General features: G+C 71.6%; 25 protein-coding genes and 1 tRNA gene. 13 read left to right on the top strand and 13 right to left on the bottom strand.

The genetic code is table 11. From position 1 onward, the window contains the following. Window positions 1-14: 14 nt before the first annotated feature. From ABD944_RS31160 to ABD944_RS31170, 3 genes are all read left to right on the top strand, one after another. Complete coding sequence (locus ABD944_RS31160) at window positions 15-248, top strand: hypothetical protein (protein WP_185029805.1); 234 nt, start codon at window positions 15-17, stop codon at window positions 246-248. After that, the gene (locus ABD944_RS31165; RefSeq protein WP_345182832.1) at window positions 205-1,146 is read left to right on the top strand and encodes an AraC family transcriptional regulator; all 942 of its coding nucleotides are present in this window, start codon (window positions 205-207) and stop codon (window positions 1,144-1,146) included. The genes ABD944_RS31160 and ABD944_RS31165 overlap by 44 nt, the downstream gene beginning before the upstream one ends. A 111-nt stretch (window positions 1,147-1,257) precedes the next feature. Next, window positions 1,258-2,202, top strand: a complete 945-nt coding sequence (locus ABD944_RS31170) for a DMT family transporter (RefSeq protein ID WP_345182833.1) — start codon at window positions 1,258-1,260, stop codon at window positions 2,200-2,202. Between the two features lie 79 nt (window positions 2,203-2,281). Here the strand turns inward: ABD944_RS31170 and ABD944_RS31175 are convergent, their stop codons facing one another. From ABD944_RS31175 to ABD944_RS31185, 3 genes are all read right to left on the bottom strand, one after another. Then, complete coding sequence (locus tag ABD944_RS31175; protein ID WP_345182835.1) at window positions 2,282-4,075, bottom strand: M64 family metallopeptidase; 1,794 nt, start codon at window positions 4,073-4,075, stop codon at window positions 2,282-2,284. A gap of 122 nt (window positions 4,076-4,197) precedes the next feature. Further along, window positions 4,198-4,989: an SDR family NAD(P)-dependent oxidoreductase gene (locus tag ABD944_RS31180; protein WP_345182836.1), complete on the bottom strand. Its 792-nt coding sequence runs from the start codon at window positions 4,987-4,989 to the stop codon at window positions 4,198-4,200. 17 nt (window positions 4,990-5,006) lie between these two features. Continuing rightward, window positions 5,007-5,216, bottom strand: coding sequence for a hypothetical protein (locus tag ABD944_RS31185; protein WP_345182837.1), 210 nt, complete (start codon window positions 5,214-5,216; stop codon window positions 5,007-5,009). Window positions 5,217-5,435: 219 nt separating this feature from the next. On the opposite strand from ABD944_RS31185, the gene ABD944_RS31190 reads away from it, so the two are divergent. Beyond that, window positions 5,436-5,555 (top strand): DLW-39 family protein, encoded by a 120-nt coding sequence (locus tag ABD944_RS31190; RefSeq protein ID WP_345182838.1) that lies wholly within the window; start codon window positions 5,436-5,438, stop codon window positions 5,553-5,555. Between the two features lie 22 nt (window positions 5,556-5,577). Next, a complete protein-coding gene (locus ABD944_RS31195; RefSeq protein ID WP_345182839.1) occupies window positions 5,578-6,282 on the top strand; it encodes an HAD-IA family hydrolase in 705 nt (234 codons plus the stop codon). A 243-nt stretch (window positions 6,283-6,525) separates the two neighbouring features. Here the strand turns inward: ABD944_RS31195 and ABD944_RS31200 are convergent, their stop codons facing one another. Further along, complete coding sequence (locus ABD944_RS31200; protein WP_345182841.1) at window positions 6,526-7,452, bottom strand: LLM class flavin-dependent oxidoreductase; 927 nt, start codon at window positions 7,450-7,452, stop codon at window positions 6,526-6,528. A 272-nt stretch (window positions 7,453-7,724) separates the two neighbouring features. On the opposite strand from ABD944_RS31200, the gene ABD944_RS31205 reads away from it, so the two are divergent. From ABD944_RS31205 to ABD944_RS31215, 3 genes are all read left to right on the top strand, one after another. Continuing rightward, window positions 7,725-7,800 (top strand) — tRNA-Ala (locus tag ABD944_RS31205). Between the two features lie 332 nt (window positions 7,801-8,132). Further along, window positions 8,133-8,465: a glyoxalase superfamily protein gene (locus ABD944_RS31210; RefSeq protein WP_345182842.1), complete on the top strand. Its 333-nt coding sequence runs from the start codon at window positions 8,133-8,135 to the stop codon at window positions 8,463-8,465. Between the two features lie 310 nt (window positions 8,466-8,775). Next, window positions 8,776-9,294: a hypothetical protein gene (locus tag ABD944_RS31215; protein ID WP_345182843.1), complete on the top strand. Its 519-nt coding sequence runs from the start codon at window positions 8,776-8,778 to the stop codon at window positions 9,292-9,294. Between the two features lie 155 nt (window positions 9,295-9,449). On the opposite strand, the gene ABD944_RS31220 is transcribed toward ABD944_RS31215, so the two are convergent. Continuing rightward, window positions 9,450-9,842, bottom strand: a complete 393-nt coding sequence (locus ABD944_RS31220; protein ID WP_345182844.1) for a hypothetical protein — start codon at window positions 9,840-9,842, stop codon at window positions 9,450-9,452. A gap of 938 nt (window positions 9,843-10,780) precedes the next feature. Further along, on the bottom strand, window positions 10,781-10,927 hold the full coding sequence (locus ABD944_RS31225) for a hypothetical protein (RefSeq protein ID WP_345182845.1): 147 nt from the start codon (window positions 10,925-10,927) through the stop codon (window positions 10,781-10,783). A 13-nt stretch (window positions 10,928-10,940) separates the two neighbouring features. Between ABD944_RS31225 and ABD944_RS31230 the strand changes: the two genes are divergently transcribed. From ABD944_RS31230 to ABD944_RS31240, 3 genes are all read left to right on the top strand, one after another. Then, window positions 10,941-11,246 carry a hypothetical protein gene (locus ABD944_RS31230; protein ID WP_345182847.1) on the top strand — a complete coding sequence of 102 codons (306 nt, stop codon included), beginning with the start codon at window positions 10,941-10,943 and terminating at the stop codon, window positions 11,244-11,246. Between the two features lie 50 nt (window positions 11,247-11,296). After that, complete coding sequence (locus ABD944_RS31235; RefSeq protein ID WP_345182848.1) at window positions 11,297-11,956, top strand: YdcF family protein; 660 nt, start codon at window positions 11,297-11,299, stop codon at window positions 11,954-11,956. 636 nt (window positions 11,957-12,592) lie between these two features. Beyond that, window positions 12,593-12,868 carry a hypothetical protein gene (locus ABD944_RS31240; protein ID WP_345182849.1) on the top strand — a complete coding sequence of 92 codons (276 nt, stop codon included), beginning with the start codon at window positions 12,593-12,595 and terminating at the stop codon, window positions 12,866-12,868. Window positions 12,869-12,892: 24 nt separating this feature from the next. Here ABD944_RS31240 and ABD944_RS31245 read toward each other — a convergent pair whose 3' ends face one another. Beyond that, the gene (locus ABD944_RS31245) at window positions 12,893-13,921 is read right to left on the bottom strand and encodes a glycoside hydrolase family 113 protein (protein ID WP_345182850.1); all 1,029 of its coding nucleotides are present in this window, start codon (window positions 13,919-13,921) and stop codon (window positions 12,893-12,895) included. Window positions 13,922-14,036: 115 nt separating this feature from the next. Between ABD944_RS31245 and ABD944_RS31250 the strand changes: the two genes are divergently transcribed. Then, window positions 14,037-14,636, top strand: a complete 600-nt coding sequence (locus ABD944_RS31250) for a TetR/AcrR family transcriptional regulator (RefSeq protein WP_345182851.1) — start codon at window positions 14,037-14,039, stop codon at window positions 14,634-14,636. A 126-nt stretch (window positions 14,637-14,762) separates the two neighbouring features. Here ABD944_RS31250 and ABD944_RS31255 read toward each other — a convergent pair whose 3' ends face one another. Continuing rightward, window positions 14,763-15,791, bottom strand: coding sequence for a LacI family DNA-binding transcriptional regulator (locus tag ABD944_RS31255; protein ID WP_345182852.1), 1,029 nt, complete (start codon window positions 15,789-15,791; stop codon window positions 14,763-14,765). A gap of 161 nt (window positions 15,792-15,952) precedes the next feature. Between ABD944_RS31255 and ABD944_RS31260 the strand changes: the two genes are divergently transcribed. Further along, a complete protein-coding gene (locus tag ABD944_RS31260; RefSeq protein WP_345182854.1) occupies window positions 15,953-17,305 on the top strand; it encodes an amidase in 1,353 nt (450 codons plus the stop codon). Between the two features lie 86 nt (window positions 17,306-17,391). Here ABD944_RS31260 and ABD944_RS31265 read toward each other — a convergent pair whose 3' ends face one another. From ABD944_RS31265 to cydB, 5 genes are all read right to left on the bottom strand, one after another. Then, window positions 17,392-17,967 (bottom strand): dihydrofolate reductase family protein, encoded by a 576-nt coding sequence (locus ABD944_RS31265; RefSeq protein ID WP_345182855.1) that lies wholly within the window; start codon window positions 17,965-17,967, stop codon window positions 17,392-17,394. Between the two features lie 106 nt (window positions 17,968-18,073). Continuing rightward, entirely contained in the window at window positions 18,074-18,202 is a 129-nt protein-coding gene (locus tag ABD944_RS31270; protein ID WP_345182856.1) for a hypothetical protein, read from the bottom strand. A gap of 101 nt (window positions 18,203-18,303) precedes the next feature. Then, window positions 18,304-20,046, bottom strand: coding sequence for a thiol reductant ABC exporter subunit CydC (cydC, locus tag ABD944_RS31275; RefSeq protein ID WP_345182857.1), 1,743 nt, complete (start codon window positions 20,044-20,046; stop codon window positions 18,304-18,306). Window positions 20,047-20,155: 109 nt separating this feature from the next. Further along, window positions 20,156-21,811 carry a thiol reductant ABC exporter subunit CydD gene (gene cydD / locus ABD944_RS31280; protein WP_345182858.1) on the bottom strand — a complete coding sequence of 552 codons (1,656 nt, stop codon included), beginning with the start codon at window positions 21,809-21,811 and terminating at the stop codon, window positions 20,156-20,158. After that, window positions 21,808-22,830: a cytochrome d ubiquinol oxidase subunit II gene (gene cydB / locus ABD944_RS31285; RefSeq protein ID WP_345182860.1), complete on the bottom strand. Its 1,023-nt coding sequence runs from the start codon at window positions 22,828-22,830 to the stop codon at window positions 21,808-21,810. Before cydB ends, cydD begins: the two co-directional genes overlap by 4 nt. Window positions 22,831-22,838 lie beyond the last annotated feature (8 nt).

Here is a 22,838-nt window from a genome sequence, read left to right on the forward strand (position 1 = left end):
GCTACTCTCCCCGCATGGGGCAGTTGCTGAACGAGCCGGTCCGAGCCGAGCACGACCCGGCGGGGCGGCTCACCGCGTACGAGTGGCGGGGGACGCGCTACGCGGTCGACGCGGTGCTGAAGACCTACGGATCGGCCCAGGAGGGCAGGGTCTACCGGTTCCGGGTCACCGGCGCGGAGGGCGTGGCCGTCGTGGAGCTCGGTCGTGACGAGGACCGCTGGCGGCTCCGGCACGTCTTCTCGGCCTGACCGGCGGCCGGGCGGCGCGAGCCTGCTCGACGCCCGGGGAGGCGACCGGACGCTGTGGACGCGGGTGGGCGGCATCCAGGGCGCGCCGCTCGATCTGCTGACGGCCCGCATCGGCCGCCGGCACTACGCGCCGCACACCCACGACGAGTACGCCATCGGCGTCACCGTCGACGGCACGGAGACGATGCTCTACCGGGGCGAGAGGATCTACTCGGCGGCCGGCAGCGTCGTCGTGGTCGAGCCGGGCGAGGCGCACACCGGCGGTCCGGCGCGGCCGGAGGGTTTCGCGTACCTGTGCCTCTACCCCGCCGCCGAACTGCTGGGCGCGGCGACGACCGCCGAGGCCGGCCCGGCGCCGGCCTCACCGCACTTCGCGCACCCGATCATCGACGACCGGGGTCTCGGCGAGGCGCTCCGCCTCGCCCACCATGCCCTGAGGCTCGGCGCCGACCCGCTTGAGGGCGAGTCGCGGCTGCTCGGCGTGCTGGCCACGCTCGTCCGGCGGCATGCGGCGTCCGGCCCGAAGGCGGTCCCGGCCCACCGCAGGGCCGAAGCCGGACGCATCGCGCGGACGGTCGCGACCCGCCTGTCCGACGAGCTGACCGCCCCGCCGACGCTCGCCGAGGTCGCCGCCGACCTGGGGCTGTCGCGCTACCAGCTCCTGCGCGCCTTCCGGGACGCGATGGGCATGCCGCCGTACGCGTGGCTCGCCCAGCACCGGGTGGCCCGCGCCCGGGCGCTGCTGGACGCGGGCCACCGTCCGGCCGAGGCGGCGACGCTCGTCGGGTTCGCCGACCAGGCGCACCTCACCCGCTGGTTCCGCCGCGTGCTGGGCGTCACCCCGGGCGTTTACCGCAACAGCGTTCAAGACAGCACATCTCGCCGACCTCGATTCTGAACGTCCGCCCCGGGTCGGACCCGGGTGCCAGGGCCGATCGCGAACGCGCCCGCTCCGCGCAGGTCCCGGGGCGGAGGCGGCCCGGGCGGGCGGTCGAGAACGGAGGTCGGGTTGAGTCGCCGCGGCTGGATGCTGTTCGCGCTGATGAGCGTGCTGTGGGGCATTCCCTATCTGTTGATCAAGGTGGCGGTCGAGAGCGTCTCGGTCCCCATGGTGGTGTTCGCGCGCACCGCGCTGGGCGTGCTCGTCCTGCTGCCGCTGGCGCTCAGGGCCGGGCGGCTGGACGTGGTCCGCCGCCACTGGCGCCCGCTCCTGCTGTTCACCGCGGTGGAGATTCTCGGGCCGTGGGCGCTGCTGTCGGACGCCGAGAACCGGCTGACCAGCTCCATGACGGGCCTGCTCATCGCCGCCGTCCCGATCATCGGCGTGGTGCTCGCCCGGCTCACCGGGGACGCCGAGCGGCTCGGGCCCCTCCGGTGGGCGGGCCTGCTGGTCGGCCTGGCCGGCGTCGGGGTGCTCGCCGGACCGCACCTCGGCGGCGGCAGCGCGTGGGCGATCGGCGAGGTCATGCTGGTCGCGGTCGGGTACGCGATCGCCCCGATGATCGCCACCCGGCGGCTCCAGGACCTTCCGAGCCTGCACATGGCCGCGTTCTCGCTGGCCATCGCCGCCCTCGTCTACACCGGCCCGGCGATCGCCACCTGGCCGAGCGCCATGCCCGACGGGCGGGTCCTCGCCGCGCTCGTCGCCCTCGGCCTGGTCTGCACGGCGCTGGCGTTCATCGTCTTCTTCGAGCTCATCCGGGAGGTCGGCACGTCCCGGGGCATGGTGTTCACGTACGTGAACCCGGCCGTGGCGGTCGCGGCCGGCGTCGTGTTCCTGGGGGAGCCGCTCAGCGGGACGATCATCGCGTCGTTCGTGCTGATCCTCGGCGGCTCCGTTCTCGCCACCGCGCGCCGCTCCCCCGCGGCCGCACCGGTGCCCCCGCCTGACGACAGCACCGCCGCACCCGAACCGGCCACGAAGCCCACGCCGGAACCCGCGCCCGAACGCTGACCCCACGGCCCTGCCCCCCGAGTCACAGCGGTCCGGGACCGGTGCGAGGAGGGGCAGGGCCGGTGCCAGGTGCCGGGGCTCAGCGGAGGGTGGCGATGAACTTGCCCGCCTTGCCGACGTTCCCCGCGGGGTCGATCGCGCGGTACTCGATGGTGTGGCGGCCCTTACCGAGCTTGCCGTAGGTGAGGCTGTCGATGACCGTGCCGTTCTCGGTGAACAGCCAGGGAGAGGACGAGTCGGTCGGCCAGCCGAAGTAGTTGAACCAACCGTCGCCGTCCACGCGGAACTCGGAGACGACCACGCCTGGACGGTCGTCCGCGCCGGTGAGCCGCATGGTGAAGGGACCGTCGAAGACGTACTCGGGCGTCCGTCCAGGACGAACCTGGCTCTGCGCCGCCTTGGACAGCTCGTACGCGACGACCGGCGCCTGCGCGTCGATCGTCCATGTGCGGGTGTTGGAGCCGACCCGAGCGACCAGCGTGTGCGTGCCCTTCGCCAAGCGGAACCGTCCGAGATCGATGTCTCGGTCGCCGCCCCGTACGGGGCGCCCGTCCAGTACCCATTTCACCTTGGGCGTGCTCTGCACCGGGTGGGTGGTCTCCACGTAGACGAGGGAATCGCTTCCTACCGGCGTCTCCGTGGGCGTGGACGAACTGAAGTCGACAGGCACGTTCTCAGGCGGAGTGCTCACGCCGGTGTCGACCGTCCATGTGCGCACCTGCGTGAGCGCGGCGGACGACCGGATTGCCGGGTCCCGGACGAAGCCGGTGGGATCGGTGACAGTGGCCTTGACCGTGTGCGTGCCCTTCCTCAGGTGCTGCCTGGCCAGGTCGAGGTTCGCGCCGTGCCCGACGGTCTTCCCGTCGACCGTCCATGCAACGGACAGAGGATGGCCGGTCGGATGCATCGTTTCGACCCACAGCACACGGTCGTCGCCCACCGGTGCGTCCGTGGGCGTGTTCGCCTGGACGAGGTTGACCTTGCCTGAGATCCGCTGGGTCATCCGTTCACGCGCGACCTGGTCGTAGTAGTAGCCGAGCGTTTTCATCATCGAGTGCTGGCTCGGCCTCCACACGCCCTTACCTGAGTAGAGGCCACCTTCGTACCGCCCGATGGTGCCCCCGGCCTCGCTCCGTTCCCCGAGCCACCGCCACCACTTCTGCTTCTGTGCCTTCATCTCCTCCTCGGTCAGAAGCGTGTGATGGATGGAGGCGGGCTCAGGGCCGGTGTACGTCCCACCAGGGACGCCTCGCTGGTAGTAGTCGTACTCGTCGTCCAGCCCACCTAGCGAGTGGCCGAGTTCGTGCGGTGCGATGAGAGCCGACATGGCGTTCCCACCGGACGCCGTCGCGTAGGCGCCCCCTGCACCGCCATAGGTGTCGCTGTTCGCGAGCGCGAGGATCTGACGGTTTCCTACAGTCGTGCCTTGGACGAGATCCGCATACGTCTTGGCGGCCGCAGAGTTCATGACGAGAAGGCGCTGAATGCCGTCCTGTCTACAGCCGCTCCAGAAGGCCATGCTCAAGGGCGTCGTGCGTCGCGGTGACGACAGCGCCGGGTCACAGCTCACGCCGGACTCGCCGGACGGGATTTCCACCGCGTACACGTTGATGTAGCTGCGATACGACTTGAACGGCTCGATCGTCCACAGGTCGTTGAGGTGCTTGGCGAGGTGCGCGCGGAACTTCGGCATGTCCGCCGCCGTGTAGCCGTCACCCAGCACCACGAGATTGAAGCGCTTCGCGGGATCGCCGGTGACCTGCACAGGCACCACGGTCGCGTCAGCGGGTTCCGCCGCCCGCGCGGGCACCGACACCAGCGACAGGACGGCCGCGGCCGCCGCCCCGATCACGATTTTCCTGCCCGTCCGCATGGCGCAGACCCTCCTCGCGCGGGGGCGCGCGGCAGGCGGGATAGGGCCCGGCCGCTGCGCCGGCTCGTCCCGCTGATCAAGCGGGCCCGTCCGGATTATCGCTGGAAGATCCAGATTTGTCGCTACCGCTTGCCGCGCTGCCCGTCCGCGAGGCCCTGCGAGATCCGGTGCCCGCCCGCGCGCCGCTGCACGGCCGCCGACAGGACGGGCGCGACCCCGCCGATCCGCGCGCCGATCCTCAGCCCGAGCGGCGCCACGTCGATCTCCGCGATGTCGCGCTCGACGGCCCGGACGGTCGCGCGCGCCACGTCCCGGGGCGACCGCGTCCCGATCCCCTTGGGCAGGGTCACGCCCGCTTCGGCGAACATGCCCGCGTCCCGGATGAAGCCGGGGAAGACCGTCGAGACACCGACGCCGTGCGGGCGCAGATCCTCGCGCAACGCCAGGGCGAACCCCCGCATACCGAACTTCGTCGCGTTGTAGAGGGACGCGTGCCCCGACGCCGTCTTGCCGGCCAGCGACGAAACGAAGACCAGGTGACCGCGGCCACGATCGGCCATCTGCGCGGCGGCGAGCTTCGCCATCACGATCGGCGCACGCAGGTTCACGTCCAGCGCCCGGTCGATCTCCCCGATCGAGTACCCGGAGAGCAGCCCGGACGCCGGCAGCGCCGCGTTCGCGACCAGCACGTCCACCCGGCCCGCCTCGTCCAGGAGGCTCTCGGCCGCCGCCCGGTCCGCGAGGTCGGCGACGATGGCGCGGCCGCCCAGCCGCTCGGCCAGCGGTTCCAGGACGTCGGCCCGGCGGCCCGTCAGCACCAGCCGGGCGCCGCGACCGGCGAGGGCCCTCGCCAGCGCCTGGCCGATCCCGCCGGTCGCGCCGGTCAGCAGGACGTTCGCTCCGCGCAGATCCATCCCGCGATGATGGCGGATCACATTCCGATGCGCCACAGCAGAAGAATGATCGACGAGAGCACCAGCCCGGCGGTGCCGAGCGGTACGTCGCCCCACGCGATCACGGCCGCGCACGCCGTGGCGGTCAGCCCCGCGACCAGCACCAGACCGCGGCCCCCGGACGGACGCTCGTCGGGCACGTCCGGCTCCAGTTCGCGCTCCCAGCGCCGGAAGTCGTCTTCTGCCATCCGCACTCCCGAAGGTCTCCACCCGGATTATGCGGCCGTTCCGGCGTTCCGACGAGAGCATGAAATGCGAGGCTTTTTCGAATGTCTCGTCCGGGGAGGGGCCCTTCGGTGCTGATCGCCCGGCCGTGGTTGCTAGGCTGCGGAGAGCCTGGGGGAGGCAGACTCTGATCAGCCGTCCCCGGTTTCTGACTTGATAGTCGAAGGTGAAGGGGTCCCACCGTGAAGAAGCTTCTCGTCCTCGCCGTCGTCGCCCTCGGTGGCTTCGCCGTCTGGCGCAAGCTCCAGCAGGACCGCGCCGAGCTGGACCTGTGGACCGAGGCCACGTCGTCCGACAGCTGACACGCCGGCGACAGGCCCCGGCGTGAACGAAGCAGAGCCGATCACCGTCGCCTGCCTCGATCTCGCCGGGACCACCGTCGCGGACGGCGACACCGTCGAGTGCGCCTTCGCCGAGGCGATCGCCACCCTGGGGATCGTCTCCGGCACGGCGTCCTACGGCCGTGCCCTCGCCCGCTTCCGCGACGCGCGCGGCGGATCGAAGATCGGCATCTTCCGCTCGCTCTTCGACGAACCCCGCGCCCGGGCCGCGCATCTGGCGTTCGAGCGGTCCTACCACGACCTCATCGACCGGCGCGGCCTCACACCCGTACCCGGCGCCGACGACGCTCTCGCACGGCTGCGCGGCGCCGGTGTCCGCGTGTGCCTGCTCACCGGCTTCGGCCGCGGCACGCAGGCCCGCGTCCTCGACGCCCTCGGCTGGTGGGACCGCGCCGACCTGACCCTCTGCCCCGAGGACGTCCCGCGCGGCCGGCCGTGGCCCGACCTCGTCCTGACCGCGGCCCTGCGCCTCGGCGTGGACGACGTCCGCCACATCGCCGTCTGCGGTGACACGGCGGGCGACATGCTCTGCGGCCGCCGCTCCGGGGCGTCCGTCGTCGCCGGCGTCCTCACCGGCGCCCACGACCACGACCGCCTCCTGGCTGCCGGCGCCACCCACGTCCTCCCCTCCGTCGCAGCCCTCCCGGACCTCATCCTCCGCACCCCGGCCAACGCCGACCACGGATAGCCGGGTACGCGCGGAACCGAGCCGCCGAGGTCGTGCCAGACGAGGGCCTCCAGCATCCAGCGGGATCCACGGCGAGCCGGGAGTCGCATCTCGCAGCGAGATGCGACAGCCAACGACGGACGCACCCGCCCGAGCGACTAACGGAAGCCGACGCCCGTTCGTTGGCCACCGCGGATGCGCTTCGCGACTGGCCCCGACCGCCCGACCGCAGCGCCTGTTCGGTTCATTCGACAGCCGAAAGGGCTAGCGCGAGCTCAGCAATGGGCGCACGGTCGTGGCGATGCGTTCCACCTGGTCGAGCTGGGCGTCGAGGGACGGCGCGGCGATGCGGAAGACGAGGTGCTCCGCGCCCGCCTCCAGGTACCGAGCCAACGTGGCGGCCACATGTTCGGCCGGACCTGCGACGATCGCCTGGATCGTCCGCACCGTTTCGTACGGCAGGCCGTAGGTTGATCGGCAGTAAGCGTCGAGCTGCCGTTCCACGCCCGTGTCATCGCTGATCAGCACGGTGACGAACAACGCCGGCGTGACCGCGTCCTCAGGACGGCCCGCCGACCGCACCGTCGCGAGGCCCGCCCGGTAGTCGGCGGGATCGGGCGGGTAGGGCAACCACCCGTCGTAGAGCCGTCCGGCACGCTCCAACGCCGAGGGGCTCGCGCCGGCCAGCCAGATCGGCGGCCCGCCCGGTCGGTAGGAGGGTGTGGATTCAGGCAGCTCGTCGAAGTGCAGCACCTTGCCCTGGAACGCACGCTCGCCCGACCACAACGCCCGCCACAGGGCCACCGTGTCGTCCAACCGTCCGAAACGGCGCTCCCACGGCACTCCGGACACGGCGTACTCGATCTCCGACCTGCCGGGGAAACCCGCACCCACGGCGACGATCAGGCGTCCCGCGGACAGATGGTCGATGGAGGCCAGCGTCTGAGCCGCCACCACCGGCCGTCGGAAGGCGGGCAGGAGAGCGGCCGTCCCCAGCGTGACGCGTTCGGTCGCCGATGAGAGGGCGGCGAGCATGGCAAGCGGTTCGATCCGCGGACCGAGCAGAGTGTCGTTGGCCCAGACCGAGTCATAGCCGAGGCGTTCGGCCCGGACGGCGAAATCGACCAGCTGGCGGGCGTCATCCCACCGGGCCCGGTCGGTGGGGAGCAAGATCCCGAGTCTCGTGTCCATGGGAAAGGATCGTGGCCTCTACCAGGAGTGACGACAATTCCCTCGAAGGCATGAACCACTCGACACGGGGGCGGACGGGGAGTGAGACGTCCCTCCTGGCCGACGCATCCACGGCATCGCCCCACCGACTGACCCGCGCCCCGCCGAGGACGAGTAACCTCGTCGAGGCCTCAGCGCCCGCCCAGCCTCGAAAGCCTGCGCTCCGCCTACGGTGTACGATCGTCACCGGTCACGCCATCGAGCGTCACCGCAGGTCAAGTAACACAGGACCAGGGGCCTTAGCTCAGTTGGTAGAGCACCGGCTTTGCAAGCCGGGTGTCAGGGGTTCGAATCCCCTAGGCTCCACCAGCCAAAACGCCCCCGCCCAGACCACGGGCGGGGGCGTTCGTGCGATTAGCGTGCCATTAGGCACCGAGACCAGTGCCCCGGCCTCACCATCATCGTCGTCCGACGCGCGAGCAGCCGTGATCAAGGGGCGGCGGCGCTCAGGCCGCTGCGCGGCCCGGCGCCAGGCCGCCTGGAGCGTGCGGCGTGGGTGCCGGTCACCGGACGGCCGCGCCGTGCCACGCCCGCCGGCCCCGCCCCGACCGCTCACCGCAAGGTCGCGCCGCCACCCTGACGTCTAACGCCAGTGCCGCATCAGGCAACGTTCGCCCTGGGCGCTCTGCGACGATGGCGCCATGGACGAGGAAGTCATTCCCATTCTTCGCGTGGAGGATGCCGCGGCAGCGGTTGCCTGGTACGAGCGTCTGGGCTTCGCCAAGCAGTGGGAACACCGCTTCGAGCCGGGACTTCCCGCCTTCGTCGAGGTCGCTCGGGGCAGGGTGCGGTTGTTCCTGTCGGAGCACACGGGAGATGCCCGCCCCGACACGTTGGTCTACCTTCGCGTTCACGACGTCGAGGCAATCGCCTCCGAGTTCGGTGTGCAGGCGGAGGATGCTCCGTGGGCGCGTGAGATCGAGTTGCGCGACCCCGATGGCAACCGGCTTCGGGTCGGCGCGCCGACGGAATAGCACTCGTCGGCAGCACGCGGCAGGGAGGCTAGCTGGTGGCTGTGCGAGTACGCATCAACAGGGCAACGACGCCTGATGCGGCACTGACCCGTTCGGCGACGAGCACCAAGGCGTGACTGTGGTGGAGCACCGTTGGAGATTTCGGGGAGTTGCCGGGAACCCCGTGGTTCCCCAGACTTCTTTCGCTTTCGTGGCCGTTGGGGGCCCGATTGCTTCGTCTTCTTGGCGTTCGTCGGCTCGCCTTGGGAGTTCGCCTCTGCACAGGGCGTGAGGGGCACGGAGCTCAAGTTCGCGACGCCACAATGTGGCCATGGACGCAGGACTTGCCGCCCTCCTTGGTGCTGCCGTCGGCTCCCTCACCACTCTGGGTGCGGCTGTCGTGAACGGCAGGACGCAAGCACGAACACAACACGTCCAGTGGCGCCGTCAGCATCGACGCGACGCCTATACCGCCTACCTCAGTGCTCTCCATGACCGCGATATCGCCATGGACGCGATCCTCAACGCGCTGCAGGCGGAGGCCCTCGACCTGCCCGAACTGGACGGGACAGTGCGGCACTTCATCGCCCGGGCCCGTGATGTCCACCGCGCCGCAGAAGTCGTCATCCTCGAAGGCCCTCCCTCCATCGTCGAAGCAACCGACCGGATCGCCGAGGAGTCCCGCGGCCTGTCCGAGGTCATGCAGCGCATGGTGAAGGACGCCCACGCAGGAGACACCAGCGAGAGAGCGGAACACTCCGCTACCGCCTCAGCGCGGGAGCGACGGCTCTACCGGGCAGTCAGTGAGTTTCGTGTCCAGGCCCGCGGCATCCTTGGCAACGCCGACTAACAGGTCATGCGGGTTGCTTGCGGGATGAGCTAGGGGGCGGGGTCCCGTCGCGAGCCGTCCGGATCTGCACCAGGCGATGGTCGGGGTGGGAAACGAGCACGAGGACCCGGCGGTGTGCCGCCGGGTCCTCGCAGGTGGCCTGGCGGCCACGCGGCTTAGCGGTCGAGCCGTGACCAGGCCACGATGGAGCCGATGGCCATGGTGCAGGCACAACCGAAGCCGAACAGACCGCCGACGTAGAGGTTGTAGAAGGTGTCGCCGGGGAGGACGCGGTCGAGGAACGCGAAACCGCAGACACCCCCGACAATGCCCCCGACGAAAAGGTTGACGACCGCCGGGACGACGACGTCCCAGAAGCCGAGCGCATAGGGTGCGAAGAAGTCGGCACCCTCGATCAGGTTGCTGACGCCGTTCGCGAGGACCACGAGACCGGCGCCCGCGACAGCGCAGCCGACAAGGGCGACGGCGGCCACGGGGCTGAAGATGCGGTCCTGGTCGCCGCTGTGCATGATGGCGGTGCAGACGCCGGCGATGACGGCGTCCGCCATGACGACAAGGACAGCACAGATGACAGCGCTGCGGACGAGGGCAGCATTGCGGACGGACATGATTCGCGTCATTGGATGACTCCCGGTTTGCGGCACGCGCAGTGCGCGTGACTCGATTCGGGATCTACCGTCCAGCGGGGCGCGGAACGCGCACGGGTGTGTCGTGCCACGGGCACAGGCCGTGCGTGTGAAGGCTGCCGGCCCGAAGATGTGGTGGGCGTGTTCGCTCTGATGCCACCATGCCGGGGTGTCCATCGAACAACGGCGCAAATGAGTCGGCGACCGCCGGGCCGATTGCGTGCGACGCAGTACGGCAGGCGTGCCGAGCTCTCTCCAAGCGTCCCTGACGGAGTGCCCGTCAAGGTTCTGCGGGAGATCACGCAAGCCTCACGGGCCGGGCGGTGTCCGGACGTCGAGTCGATGACCACGGCGCTCACGGCGCTGAAATGGTTCCTCCGGCAACCGGGCCGGAGGCTGACGGCGGAGGTGCATCCGACGCGGCCCGTGTCATGATCCGCGGGAGGCGCTGGACACGCTGCACGAGATCGTCGCGGTGCTTCCTCCACCCTCCCGACGCCAGGTCCTGGCGATCGTGACGCCGCTCGCGGAGCAGTATCGGGCCCGCACGCTCCATGATCCGTCCACGCCGGAAGACCGGCCATGGTGGCGACGGCGCATCGCCGAGCTCTGAACCATTATCGAGAGCAGTCGGAGAAGGCCATGGCTGCTCGCTTCGCACTGGCCATCGCACTCAAGCGGCGGCACGCTCCCGCGTCGTTGGAAGCCGCTGGGCTAACGCCTGCCTGTGTAGCGCGGCAGGCTGCTGTCGCGGTGCGTGTCCGGTCGGCCGCGGAATGAGCACGTTGGAAGCTTTGCAGGTCGCACCGGGGAAGTGGTATCGCACAGATCTAGCGGAACTGCCGTGGTCGCCGTAGGGTTCACCGCGTGATCAAAATTGGAGGGCGCGCGCTGCGCCTGGCCGCTGTCATGCTTCCCACGTTGACGCTGACGACCGTGTTGGCGTCCACCGCGCCGGCGAACGCGGCAGGCCCCTCGTGCGGGTCGAAGTACGCACTGCGCAGCACCCATTCGATTTACGTGAACTCCAGGGTCCGCGGCTACCTCAAGGTCTACTACAACTCCTCCAACGGCTATAACTGCGCGCTGGCCGTCCGCAAGGGCTCGACGTCGCTCTACAGCATCAAGCTCAAGCTCTGCGTCTACAACGCCGCCCGTACCAAGTACGGCAACTGCAAATACGACGGGTACAGCAAGCGGAACCACTGGTACTCCGGTCCCCTCTACGTGTACGCCCGCCATCGATGCCTGTACGTCAAGGCCTTCATCAACACCGATGGCGCGCACAGTGGAACCCTGACCGGCAAGAAGGTTCACTGCGGCTGATCGGCGTCGACCTCGGCTGCCCGGTCACCGCGCAGGGTGAGGGGAGGCCGGTGTCCGGGACGGTGCTGCCAGACGTCTACCGCGCCGATGTGGAAATCCTGTGGGACTACCACGACCTGCATCACGCGATTCGGCCTACCGACGTCGGCATCGGGCTCGGTAGTCATGATCTCGGTGTCGCCACCTTCGCGGCGGAGCTCTACCTGGAGGGGATGTTCCCTCGGATCGTCTTCACCGGGGCCAACGCCCCGACGACGATCGAGCGGTTCCCGCGAGGTGAGGCCGTCCACTACCGCGATCACGCTGTCGCGCTCGGCGTGCCCGCTGCGGCGATCCTGGTCGAGCCCGAAGCCACCAATACCGGCCAGAACATCGAGTTCACCCGCAGGCTGCTCGCCGGCCGCGGGATCGCAGTCCGCTCAGCGACGCTGATCTCGCGGCCCTACCAGCAGCGCCGCGCGTACTCCACCGCCGAGAAGCTGTGGCCGGAACTTGAGATCGTCTGCGCGTCGCGACCGCTCCCGCTGGACGAGTACATCGCGAGCATCGGTGACGTGAAGCGTGTCGTCGACATGCTGGTGGGTGACACGCAGCGCGTCATGGTCTACCCCGACCGAGGGTTCGCCACCCCGCAAGACATGCCGGCAGAAGTCGAAGCGGCCTACCGTCGCCTGGTCGAGGCGGGCTTCACCACCAGGCTCGTCCCATAACCGTCTCGTCGTCCACGTGGGCAACGGGGCATGCCCGTCCCAGGCGTCGCCGGCTACCGGTCATTGATGGGACCGGTCCCTCCGCGGGGGGCGGAGGGACCGGCTTGTCGGTCAACCGCTCAACCGGCCTGGCCCGGACGAGGGCCAGGAACGGCTGGAACTAGCAGCTGTGACCGTCACACACCGAGCAGTACGACACCTGGCAGAACATGCACGTGACCTGCTTGTGGCCGGGCTGGTCGCACGCCCGGATGATCGGAGGCGTTCCCGTGGGCATGGGAACGACCGTCGACCACCCCGTAACAATTAACAGAGGCACTCCCATGAGCGGAGAGCCGGTGCGCGTGTTGTCCATCTATATCTACCACCTTGTTCTCTTGTTTTAGCCCCGAGACACCGGGGCGGCACCGGAACTAACCGGGCTAATAGAGGACAGTGCGGATTCAGGGCGCATGTGCAAGTCATTGAGCGAGCCGAAATCAGTGCGAGGTTCGACTCCCCGTTCTCGCGTGAAGTGGACGGCCCGAACTCGTAACATTCCTCTTGCAAGAGAGCGTGAATATGTAATGCGATGAGCCACGTGCTGGTCACCAGTGGCGTGGGCGCCGGCGCTTGGGGTTGCTCTTCGGTGGGCGGGTGCGGATGAATCTGGCTGAGGCCAAACGGGAGTACCGGGAGGTGCTCGAGGCGTTCGCCGGTTCGGACGAGGCGGTTTCCGAGGCTCGGCTGGCGGACGTCCGGCGGCGCTTGGACGGTGTGCGCAAGCGTGCGATGCGTCAGATCGACCAGTACACGACGCGTAGGTTCCTTTCCGTCAATCAGCGGCGGGGCATGGTCACCAAGCTGGAATGGATCCACCAGAAGACGCATGCCGAGGTGCTCGCCATCGCGGCGAAGCGGCGCGGGGAATGATGCTGGGCGGCCCCCGGGAAGGTCCTATGCCGGTCGCGAGCGGTTGCGACCGTATTCAGCCAGGGCGTGGAAGGCCGCCTTGGGCTCCCAGGGCATGTCCGGGTAGGTGGTGCCCTTGTCCGGGAGGACCTTGACGATGCCGAAGGACGCCTTGTCGAAGTCGAGGGCGTCGGTGCCGGCGTGAGGCAGGTCGTAGCGGGCGAAGGTGTAGACGAAGGCCGCGTCGATCCCCGAGTTCTCGAAGATGCCGAGGAGTTCGCGCAGGTAGTCGGCCTGCTCCTGCTCGTCGCGGACGACGGGGCGGGTGAAGCGGGCGGGGCGGGCCCGGTCGTTCCATTCGATGACCTCGTCGCCCCGGCTCGCGATGGCGGCGGCGCCGCGGTAGGCGGCGCAGCCGAACTCGGTGACCGCCGCGGGCCTGCCGTGGGCGGTCAGGGCCCGCAGCCCGGCCGGGAGCTGGTCGGCGTTCTGCGCGTCGCGGTAGCCGGCGTCGGTGGCGACCACGTCGAACGGTGTCCAGTCGACGCCCTCGAACGGCAGCGAGGCGTAGCCGACGCGGCCGCCGAACTCGGCCCGCACGGCCGCGACGGCCTTGCCGAGGAAGGCGTTGATCGCGGTGGGCAGGGTGGCCAGCGCGGCGCGGAGCCGCTGCGGGTCGGAGAGGACGGCGGCTCTTTCCTGGAGGGTGTCGCCGGGGAGGAAGCCGGCGGTGCAGATGGAGATCTCCGAGCCGGTGAGGAAGACCACCTCGGCGCCGGTGCGGCGCAGCCTCTCCGCGCGGGCGGCGCTGTCGGTCAGGAAGTCGAGCAGTTCGTCCTGGCTGAGGTCGTTGGTGAACGGGCAGTACCAGACTTCGAGCCCGGCGTCGGCGGCGAGGCGCGCGGCCGTCTCCAGGCGGTCGCGGTCTCCGCCGGTGATCCGGACGGCGTCGCAGTGCAGGTCGTCGCGGATGATGGCCATCTCGCGGCGGACGGTGGCCGGGTCGAAGGGCTCGCGCGTGGTGGTCCCCGCGCTGGTGAAGCCCGTGTCGAAGTTGATGCCGAGAGCGCGCATGGTCGTTCCTTCGCGTCGAGATTAGGGTACGCAACGTACCCTAAATTGTGGTGTTTCGGCGCTGGAGGAAGCGAATTGAAGTACGCTTCGTACCCTAGGGCGGTGAAGGGGCTGCATGGCTGAGGGCGGTGGGTCGCGGCGGCGGGGGGCCGCGCTGGAGGAGGCGATCCTGCGGGCGGCGGCCGAGGTGCTGCGGGAGTCCGGTGCCGGCGGCCTGACCATGGACGAGGTGGCGCGGCGGGCCGGCACGAACAAGAACGCGATCTACCGGCGGTGGCCGAATCGCGTCGCGCTCGGCGTCGCCGCGTACCGCCGGCTGGCGGACACCGAGGTCACGGTCCCGGACACCGGTTCGCTGCGGGACGACGCTCTCGACCTGCTGCGCCGCGCGAACAGCACCTGGTCGTCGCCGTACGGGGAGATCCTGCGCGGGCTGATCGCGGCGGCCGGGAGCGCGCCGGAGGTCCTCGCCGAGTTGCGGGACGGCGGTGGCGGCGCCTACGAGGCGGCGTGGCTGACGGTGCTCGGACGGGCGGTGGCCCGTGGTGAGGCCGCGGCCGAGGCGCTGCATCCTCGGGTCGCGTCCACGCCGGTCGCGCTGCTGCGCAACGAGTACATGGCGCGAGGCGTCCCGGCCGTGCCGGATGGCGTCCTCGTCGAGATCGTGGAAGAGGTCTTCCTGCCGTTGGTCCGGGGGCGCGCCGCCTTCAGTTGACGAGCTGAACGGTCGAAGACCGGCCACGGCGAAGAACTCCCTGCGGTCGACTGTGCGGCGGGGCGAGTGGCACGGGCCTTCCCTCTGTCCGGCCAGTGGCTTTTGCGGCTTTCAGCAGCCCCTGGGTCAGAACTCCTTGGCGGTGGAGGCCCGGACGATGAGGTCGGGAGGCAGCCGCTCGGACGGGGGCGTCCGTCCGGCGAGCAGATCGACGAGCAGGTCGAGGGCCCGCTCGCCCATCTCGTGCATGGGCGAGCGGACGCTGGTGAGCGGGATGGGCAGCTCCGCCGCGAGGGGGGTGTCGTTGTAGCCGGCGACGGCGACGTCCTCGCCGGGACGCAGGCCCTGGTCGCGCAGGACGCCGAGCGCGCCGATGGCCGCGAAGTCGTTGACGGCGAAGAGGGCCGTGGGCCGGGGGTCGTGGCGCAGGAGGCGTTCGGCGGCGGCCCGGCCCCCGGCGGCGTCGAAGCCGGAGTGGACGATGTGGGAGCCGGGCACGGGGTGGCCCGCCTCCCGGTAGCGGTCGACGAACCCGGCGGTGCGGTCGGCGCCGGTGCTGGCGAAGGGCTCGCCCGCGATGACGCCGACCCGCCGGTGGCCGAGGGCGAGCAGGTGGTCGGCGACCAGGCGTCCGCCGAGGCGGTCGTCGCAGGTGACGGACGGGTGCCCGCCGGCGTGCCGGCTGACCAGGACGAACGGGACGCGCCGCGCGGCGATCTCGTCGAGGAAGGCGGCGTCGGTGTGCGCGTCGCCGAAGACCAGGCCGTCGACGTGCCGGGACAGCGCCAGCTCGGTGCGCGCCCGCTGCTGCTCGGGCCGGTCGTGGCTGTTCATGACGAAGGTGGTGAGGCCGTGCCGGGCGGCGGCGTCCTCGATGCCCTCGTAGATCGTGGCGAGCACCAGGTCGGACAGCCGGGGGACCAGGACGCCGACGAGGTTGCTGCGCTGGGTGCGCAGGCTGGTGGCGTGCGGGTTGGGGCGGTAGTCCAGCCGGGCGGCCCAGCGCCGGATCTCCTCGGCGGTCTCGCGGGACGCGGCGCGCTGGGCGTCCTCGGGGGAGCCGTTGAGCACCCGGGAGACGGTGGAGACGTCGACGCCCGCCGCCTGCGCGACGGTCCGCAGCGTCGCGGGCCGCTGCCGGTCGTTGCGGGCCACCCCGTCCGCCCTCCTGTCGCCGTGCCCTTGACAGGGCCACCGTCCGGTGTCTTTTATACAACCCAAACGTTTGACCCAATCGTTTGGGTCAGTCAGAGACCCCCGACCGAGTGGGAAAGAGGCGGAGCCGTGACGCGACGGGTCGATGCGGGGCGGTCGGCGTGATCGGCCTGCCGCCGGAGGCGGGCTGGTTCTCCCGGCGGACGGTCGCGGGATTGGGCAGGGCGCTCCGAGACGGGAGGACGTCCCCGGGCGATCTGGTGGAGCGGTCACTGGCCGAGGCGTCACGCCTCGGAGCGCTCAACGCGTTCGTCACCGTGGACGGGCCGGGGGCGCGCGCGGCGGCGGAGCGCGCCGGACGGGAACTGGCCGCGGGCCTCGACCGCGGTCCCCTGCACGGCGTCCCCGTCGCGGTCAAGGACGTCGTCGACACCGCCGGGCTGCGCACCACGAGGGGCTCCCGCCACCACGCGGACCGGGTGCCCGAGCACGACGCCGAGTGCGTGCGCCGGTTGCGCGACGCCGGCGCGATCATCGTCGGGAAGGCCGCGACCCACGAGTTCGCCTTCGGGCCGACCGGCGACCGCTCGCTGAACGGGCCGACCCGCAACCCCTACGGGGACGGGCGGCTCGCCGGCGGGTCCAGCAGCGGGTCGGCCGCGGCCGTGGCCGCCGGGATCGTGCCGCTCGCGGTGGGCACCGACACCGGCGGCTCCGTGCGCATCCCCGCCGCGTGCTGCGGGATCGTCGGGCTCAAGCCCACCCTGGGCGCCGTGCCGTCCGACGGCGTCTTCCCGGTCTCGTCCTCCCTGGACACGGTGGGCCCGATGGCGCGGACCGCCGATGACTGCCTGCTGCTGTGGAACGTTCTGGCCGGACGGGAGGGTCCGGTCCCGGACGTCTCCGGCGCCCGCGTCGGCTGGGTGGCGCCGGACGCGCTCCACCCGGTCGACCCGCGCGTGTCCGCCGCGGCCCGCGCCGCGCTGGAGCCACTGCCCGTGCGGGACGTCGCCGTCCCCGACATCGCGCGGATGCGCTGGGCCTACACCGCGATCCAGGGCGGCGAGGTCCACCGGCTCCACGCCGCACGGATGGCCGCCGCGCCGGACCTCTACGACCCGGAGGTGCTGGCGCGCCTCCACGCCGCCGGGCGGGTCACCGCCGAGGACACGGCCACGGCCCGCGAGCTGCGGGAACGGGTCCGCAGGGCGGTGACGGCCCTCTTCGGACGCTTCGAGTTCCTCGCGATGCCCACCGTTCCGGTCGTCGCTCCGCCGCTGGGCGCCCGGACACTGGCGCTGAACGGAGCGCCGGTCGACGTCCGCGCGGCGCTCCTGGCGTACACCAGCCCCTGGAGCGTGCTCGGACTTCCCGCCGTCAGCCTGCCCGCCGGCCTCGTCGACGGACTGCCCGCCGGGCTGCAACTGATCGCCCGGCCGGGCGCCGAGCGCATGCTCCTCGCCGCCGCGGCCCGCCTGACGAAGACGCCGTCCACCGCCCCGTCGCAGCCATGAAGCAGCCGCCGTGCCGTTCGACCCCAGGGTTTCCGGCGCGGCGTCGAACTGATCGACAAGGCGGCCGACCGGGGCCCGAGGCTCGGTCAGCGGATGACGCGGTAGGAGAGGTGGGTCGCGGCCGGGGTCTCCGTCACCTGGGTGCGTTCGAGGGTGATCGAGGAATCGAGCGTGCCGAACAACGGCGTACCGCCGCCGACCAGGACCGGAACCACGTGCACGCGGATCTCGTCGACCAGGCCGAGCGGGAGCGCCTGCTGCATGACGGTCGCGCCGTGCAGTCCGACGACCTTGCCGCCGGCCGCCTTCTTGGCCTGCTCGATCGCGCCGGCCACCCCGTCGGTGACGAAGGTGAACACCGGCGGGTACGACCTGGTCGGTGCCTGGTGCGTGACCACGAAGCACGGGAGGTCGCCCATCGGACCGCCCTCGCCCCAGCCGCCCTCCCCCTCGTTCTTCTCGAAGGACTTGCGGCCCATCACCACCGCACCCCAGTCTGCGACGACCTTCTCCAGGATGGCCCGGTCGTCGTCGGTCGCCTGGTCGGACATCCACTTGTGCAGCATCCCGGCGCCGTCGCCGAACGGGTTCTCGCGGCTGTCGTTCGGGCCGGTGACGTACCCGTCGAGCGAGACGGACATGTCGCAGATCACTTGGGCCATGGGTAACGCTCTCCCTCTGCCGATGCTGCCGAGTTTCGTTGTGCTGTAGGACTCGGCGTGCCGGCCGAACTCATCGGTGACCGGGCACCAGCCGCCTGCAGGCGCCTCACGGCTGGGAACTGGCGGGCCGGGGCCAGAGGGGAGTGTCGGCTCGGGCGGCGTTCAGGGCGCCGATCGTGGTGGCCAGGGCGAGGAGCACCATGGCGATCCGGAGGGTGATGCGCAAGATCTTCATCTGGGGAACCCCCGTTCCGTCGAACGGATCCTGTACCCCGTGTGATGCGGACGGATCGGGAAGTGTTCCCAGAAGACCCCAGAAACAGGTAGGCGGATGGTCTAGGTGAGCTGGGGAGCCGGCGCGGCGGCCTGCTCGCGTTGCCAGAGGGCACGGTAGGGGCCGGGGCGGTTCACGAGGTCGGTGTGGGCGCCCCGGTCGATGACGCGGCCCCCGTCCAGGACGATGATCTCGTCGACGGCGTCCAGGCCGGCGAGGCGGTGGGTGACCAGGAGCGTCGTCCGGCCCTCGGTGGCGGTGAGGAGGTCGGCGGTCAGCTCGTCGGCCGTCGCGAGGTCGAGGTGCTCGGCGGGCTCGTCGAGCAGCAGGATCGGGAAGTCGGCGAGGAGGGCGCGGGCCAGGGCGATGCGCTGGCGCTGGCCGCCGGAGACCCGGGCGCCGTGCTCGCCGACGCGGGTGGCGAGGCCGTCCGGGAGGGAGTCGACCCAGTCGAGGAGCCGGGCGCGGCGCAGCGCGTCGCGGATCTCCTCGTCGGTGGCGGACGGGCGGGCCAGGCGGACGTTCTCACCGATCGTCGAGTCGAACAGGTGGGCGTCCTGGGCGCAGAGGCCGATGACCCGGCGGACGTCGTCGCCGGAGAGCGCGCGCAGGTCGACGCCGTTGAGGGACGTCCAGCCGCCGGAGGATTCCAGGAAGCGGAGCAGCACGGCCGTCAGGGTGGTCTTGCCCGATCCGCTCGGGCCGACGATCGCGCAGCGGCGGCCGGGCACGAGTTCCAGGGAGACGCCGTCGAGGGCGTAGGGCGCGGTGGGCGTCCACCGGGCTCGGAGGTTCTCGACCGAGAGCGTGTAGGGCGCTGCGGGCAGGGGAGCCGGAGCGTCCGGCTCCTGGACCGGGGGCGGGCTGTCCAGGACGGCGAAGACGCGCGCGGCCGAACGGCGGACCCGCTCCAGGTACTGCGCGGCCAGGGGCAGCCCGGCGACGACCTCGAACGCGGCCAGCGGGAGGAGGACGACGACCGCGAGGAGGACGCCGTCGAGCGCTCCCGAGCGGACGGCCGGTACGCCGACGGCGAGACTGCCCCAGACGGCCAGACCGCCGGCGAGTGCGGAGATCGCGGCGCCGAGTCCCGCGGTGGTCGCGGAACGGGCCGTGGCGCGCGTGAAGTCGCGATCGAGCTGCGCGGCCTTGGCGAGCTGCTCGGGGGCGGCGCCGTACGCGATGAGTTCCGGCGCGCCCTGGAGGGTGTCGACGACGTGCGAGGTGAGCTCGCCGCGCAGGTCGGTCGTGCGGCGTTCGGCGCGGCGGGAGACGGCGCCCGACAGCCAGGGGGCGGCGACCCCGGCGAGCAGCAGGGCCAGCAGGAGGACGACGCCAGCCGAGGGAAGCAGCAGCCAGGCGAGCCCGACGGAGGCGCCGCCGACGACCGCGGCGACGGTGCAGGGCAGCAGGACCCGCAGGAAGAGGTCCTGGACGGCGTCGACGTCCGCGACCAGCCGGTTCAGGAGGTCGCCGCCGCGGAAGGCGGGGAGCCCGGCGGGCGCGAGCCGCTCCAGCCGCTCGTACACCCGGGCCCGCAGGTCGGCGAGGATCCGGAACGTCGCGTCGTGGCCCACGAGGCGCTCGACGTACCGGAACACGCCCCGCCCCAGGCCGAACGCGCGGACCGCCACGATCGCGACCATCAGCATGAGCACCGGCGGATGCTGCGCCGCCCGCGAGATCAGCCACGCCGACGTCGCCATCAGCCCGACCCCGCTGCCGAGCGCCAGCACCCCGAACAGCACGGCCAGCGCGAGCCGTCCCCGCGCCGGACGCGCGAACCGGAGAAGCCGGAAGATCATGCCCTCACCCCCGCCTCGTCGGCCGAAGCCTCCGCCGCGCCCCACGAGGACGCGGAGGTTTCACGTGAATCATCCGTCCCGGCGATCCGCGCGGGGCGCGGGCGGCGGGTCATGCCGTCACCAGCGCCGGGGCGACGGGGACGGTGCGGTCGGCCATCGCGGCCAGCGCCGGGCGGTGGGCCACGAGGATCACCGTGCGGGACTCCGCCAGCCGCTGGACGGCGTCGAGCACGGCGGCCTCGCTCTCGGCGTCCAGGTGGGAGGTCGGCTCGTCCAGGAGGAGGAGCGGGGCGTCGCGGAGGAAGGCGCGGGCCAGGGCGATGCGCTGGCGCTGGCCCGCGGACAGGCCCGCGCCGCGGTCGCCCAGGGGGGTGTCGAAGCCCGAGGGGAGGGCGTCGACGAACCCGAGGGCGTTCGCGGCGCGGGCGGCCTCGCGGACCTCGGCGTCGGACGCGTCCGGGCGGCCGAGGCGGATGTTCGCGGCGACGGTGCCGGCGAACAGGTGCGGGTGCTGGGGGACCCAGGCGATCCGCTCGCGCCAGGCGTCCGGGGCCAGGTCGGCGAGGTCGTCCCAGTCGACCAGGACGCGGCCCGAGTCCGGGCGGACGAAGCCGAGGAGCACGGCGAGCACGGTCGACTTGCCCGCGCCGCTCGGGCCGACCAGCGCGACCGTCTCGCCCGGGTGGACGGTCAGCGAGAAGTCGTCGAGGGCGGGGACGTCGCGGCCGGGGTACGTCACCGTCACGCCGTCCAGGCGGAGCGTGGCGCGGTCGGGGTCGGGGACGTCCCGCCGCGTCCCGGCGGGCGGCAGCGGCGTCTCGAGGACCTCGAAGATCCGCGCGGCGGCGGTGAGGCCCTCGACGCTCGCGTGGTACTGCGCGCCGACCTGGCGGAGGGGCAGGTAGGCCTCCGGGGCCAGGATGAGGACGAGCAGCGCGGTCTCCAGGCCGAGACCGCCCTCCACGAGCCGGAGCCCGATCGACACGGCGACCAGCGCGACGGACAGGGTGGACAGCACTTCGAGGACGAGGGCGGACAGGAACGCGATCCGCAGGGTGGACATGGTCGCGCGCCGGTGCCGGCCGGTGATCTCGCGGATCCGGTCCGCCTGCGCGCGGGCCCGGCCGAAGATCTTCAGCGTGGGCAGCCCGGCGACGACGTCCAGGAAGTGGGCGGACAGCAGGGAGAGCGTCCGCCACTGCCGGTCCATCCTGCGCTGGGTGGTGAGCCCGACCAGGATCGCGAAGACGGGGATGAGCGGCAGCGTCGCGGCGATCGTCACGGCGGAGAGCCAGTCGCCGAGCAGGATCCGCGCGCCGACCGCCACCGGGACGATCACCGCCAGGACGAGCTGCGGCAGGTAGCGGGAGAAGTAGTCGTCCAGCGCGTCGATCCCGCGGGTGGCGAGGGTGGCGAGCTCGCCGCTGCGCTCCCCGGACAGCCAGCGCGGCCCGAGGGCCAGGGCGCGGGCGAGCAGCCGGCCGCGCAGCTGCGACTTCACCGCGGCGGACGAGCGGTGCGCGGCGACCTCCTGGAGCCACGCGACGAGCGTCCGGCCGAGGACGACGGCGAGGAGCAGCAGGAGCGGGGTGCGCAGGTCGCCGAGGGAGGCGCCGTGCAGGAAGGCGCGGGTGAGCATGCCGGCGAGGAGGGTCGCCTGCGCGATGATCAGTCCGGCGGTGGCGGCGCCGAGCAGCACGGACGCCGCGAGGAACGGGCGCGTGGTGCGGGCGTGGCGCAGCAGCCGGGGGTCGAGGGGCTTCATGCGACCGGCTTCTTCGCGTGAGGCTTCTTCACGGGGATGTGGGACGTGCCGATCCGCTTGCGGAAGACCCAGTACGTCCAGCCCTGGTAGATCATCACGATCGGGGTGAACACGGCCGCCACCCAGGTCATGATCTTCAACGTGTAGGCGGACGAAGCGGCGTTCGCGGTGGTCAGGCCGCCGGTGCCGAGGGTGGACGGCAGGACGTCCGGGAACAGCGACAGGAACAGGGTGGCGACGGCGAGCACGATGGCGGCGCCGGTCCCGACGAACGCCCAGCCCTCGCGGCCGCGCCGGTTGGCCGCCGCGGCGGCGAGCAGCCCGGCGGCGGCGCCCGCGACGGTGAGCCAGGTGACGGGCTTGCCGTACTGGAGCTGGGTGATCAGCAGGAAGCCGCCTCCGGTGACGATCGCGGCGACCGCGGCGAGGCCGGCGATCCGGCGGGCCCGCGCCCGGATGCCCCCGGACGTCTTGAGCGCGAGGAACACCGCGCCGTGCAGGAGGAACAGCGTCACGGTGGTGAGCCCGCCGAGCAGCGCGTACGGGTTGAGCAGGTCGCCGAGGGAGCCGGCGAACTCGTGGTCGGCGTCGAGCGGCACGCCGCGCACCATGTTCGCGAACGCGACGCCCCACACGAACGCGGGCACGAGGCTGCCCCAGAAGATGCACCTGTCCCAGCGGGCCCGCCAGCGGGCGTCGTCGCGCTTGCCGCGGTACTCGAACGCGACGCCGCGGATGATCAGTGCGAGCAGGATCGCGAGGAGCGGCAGGTAGAAGCCGCTGAACAGGGTGGCGTACCACTCGGGGAACGCGGCGAAGGTGGCGGCGCCGGCGACGATGAACCACACCTCGTTGCCGTCCCAGACGGGGCCGATGGTGTTGATGACGACGCGGCGCTCGACGTCGTCGCGGCCGAGCACGGGCAGCAGCATCCCGACGCCGAAGTCGAAGCCCTCCAGGAAGAAGTAGCTCGTCCACAGGAAGGCGATGATGACGAACCAGGCGGTGGTGAGTTCCATGACCGGCC

The organism is Actinomadura verrucosospora, assembly GCF_039540335.1.
GTDB classification, from domain to species: domain Bacteria; phylum Actinomycetota; class Actinomycetes; order Streptosporangiales; family Streptosporangiaceae; genus Spirillospora; species Spirillospora verrucosospora.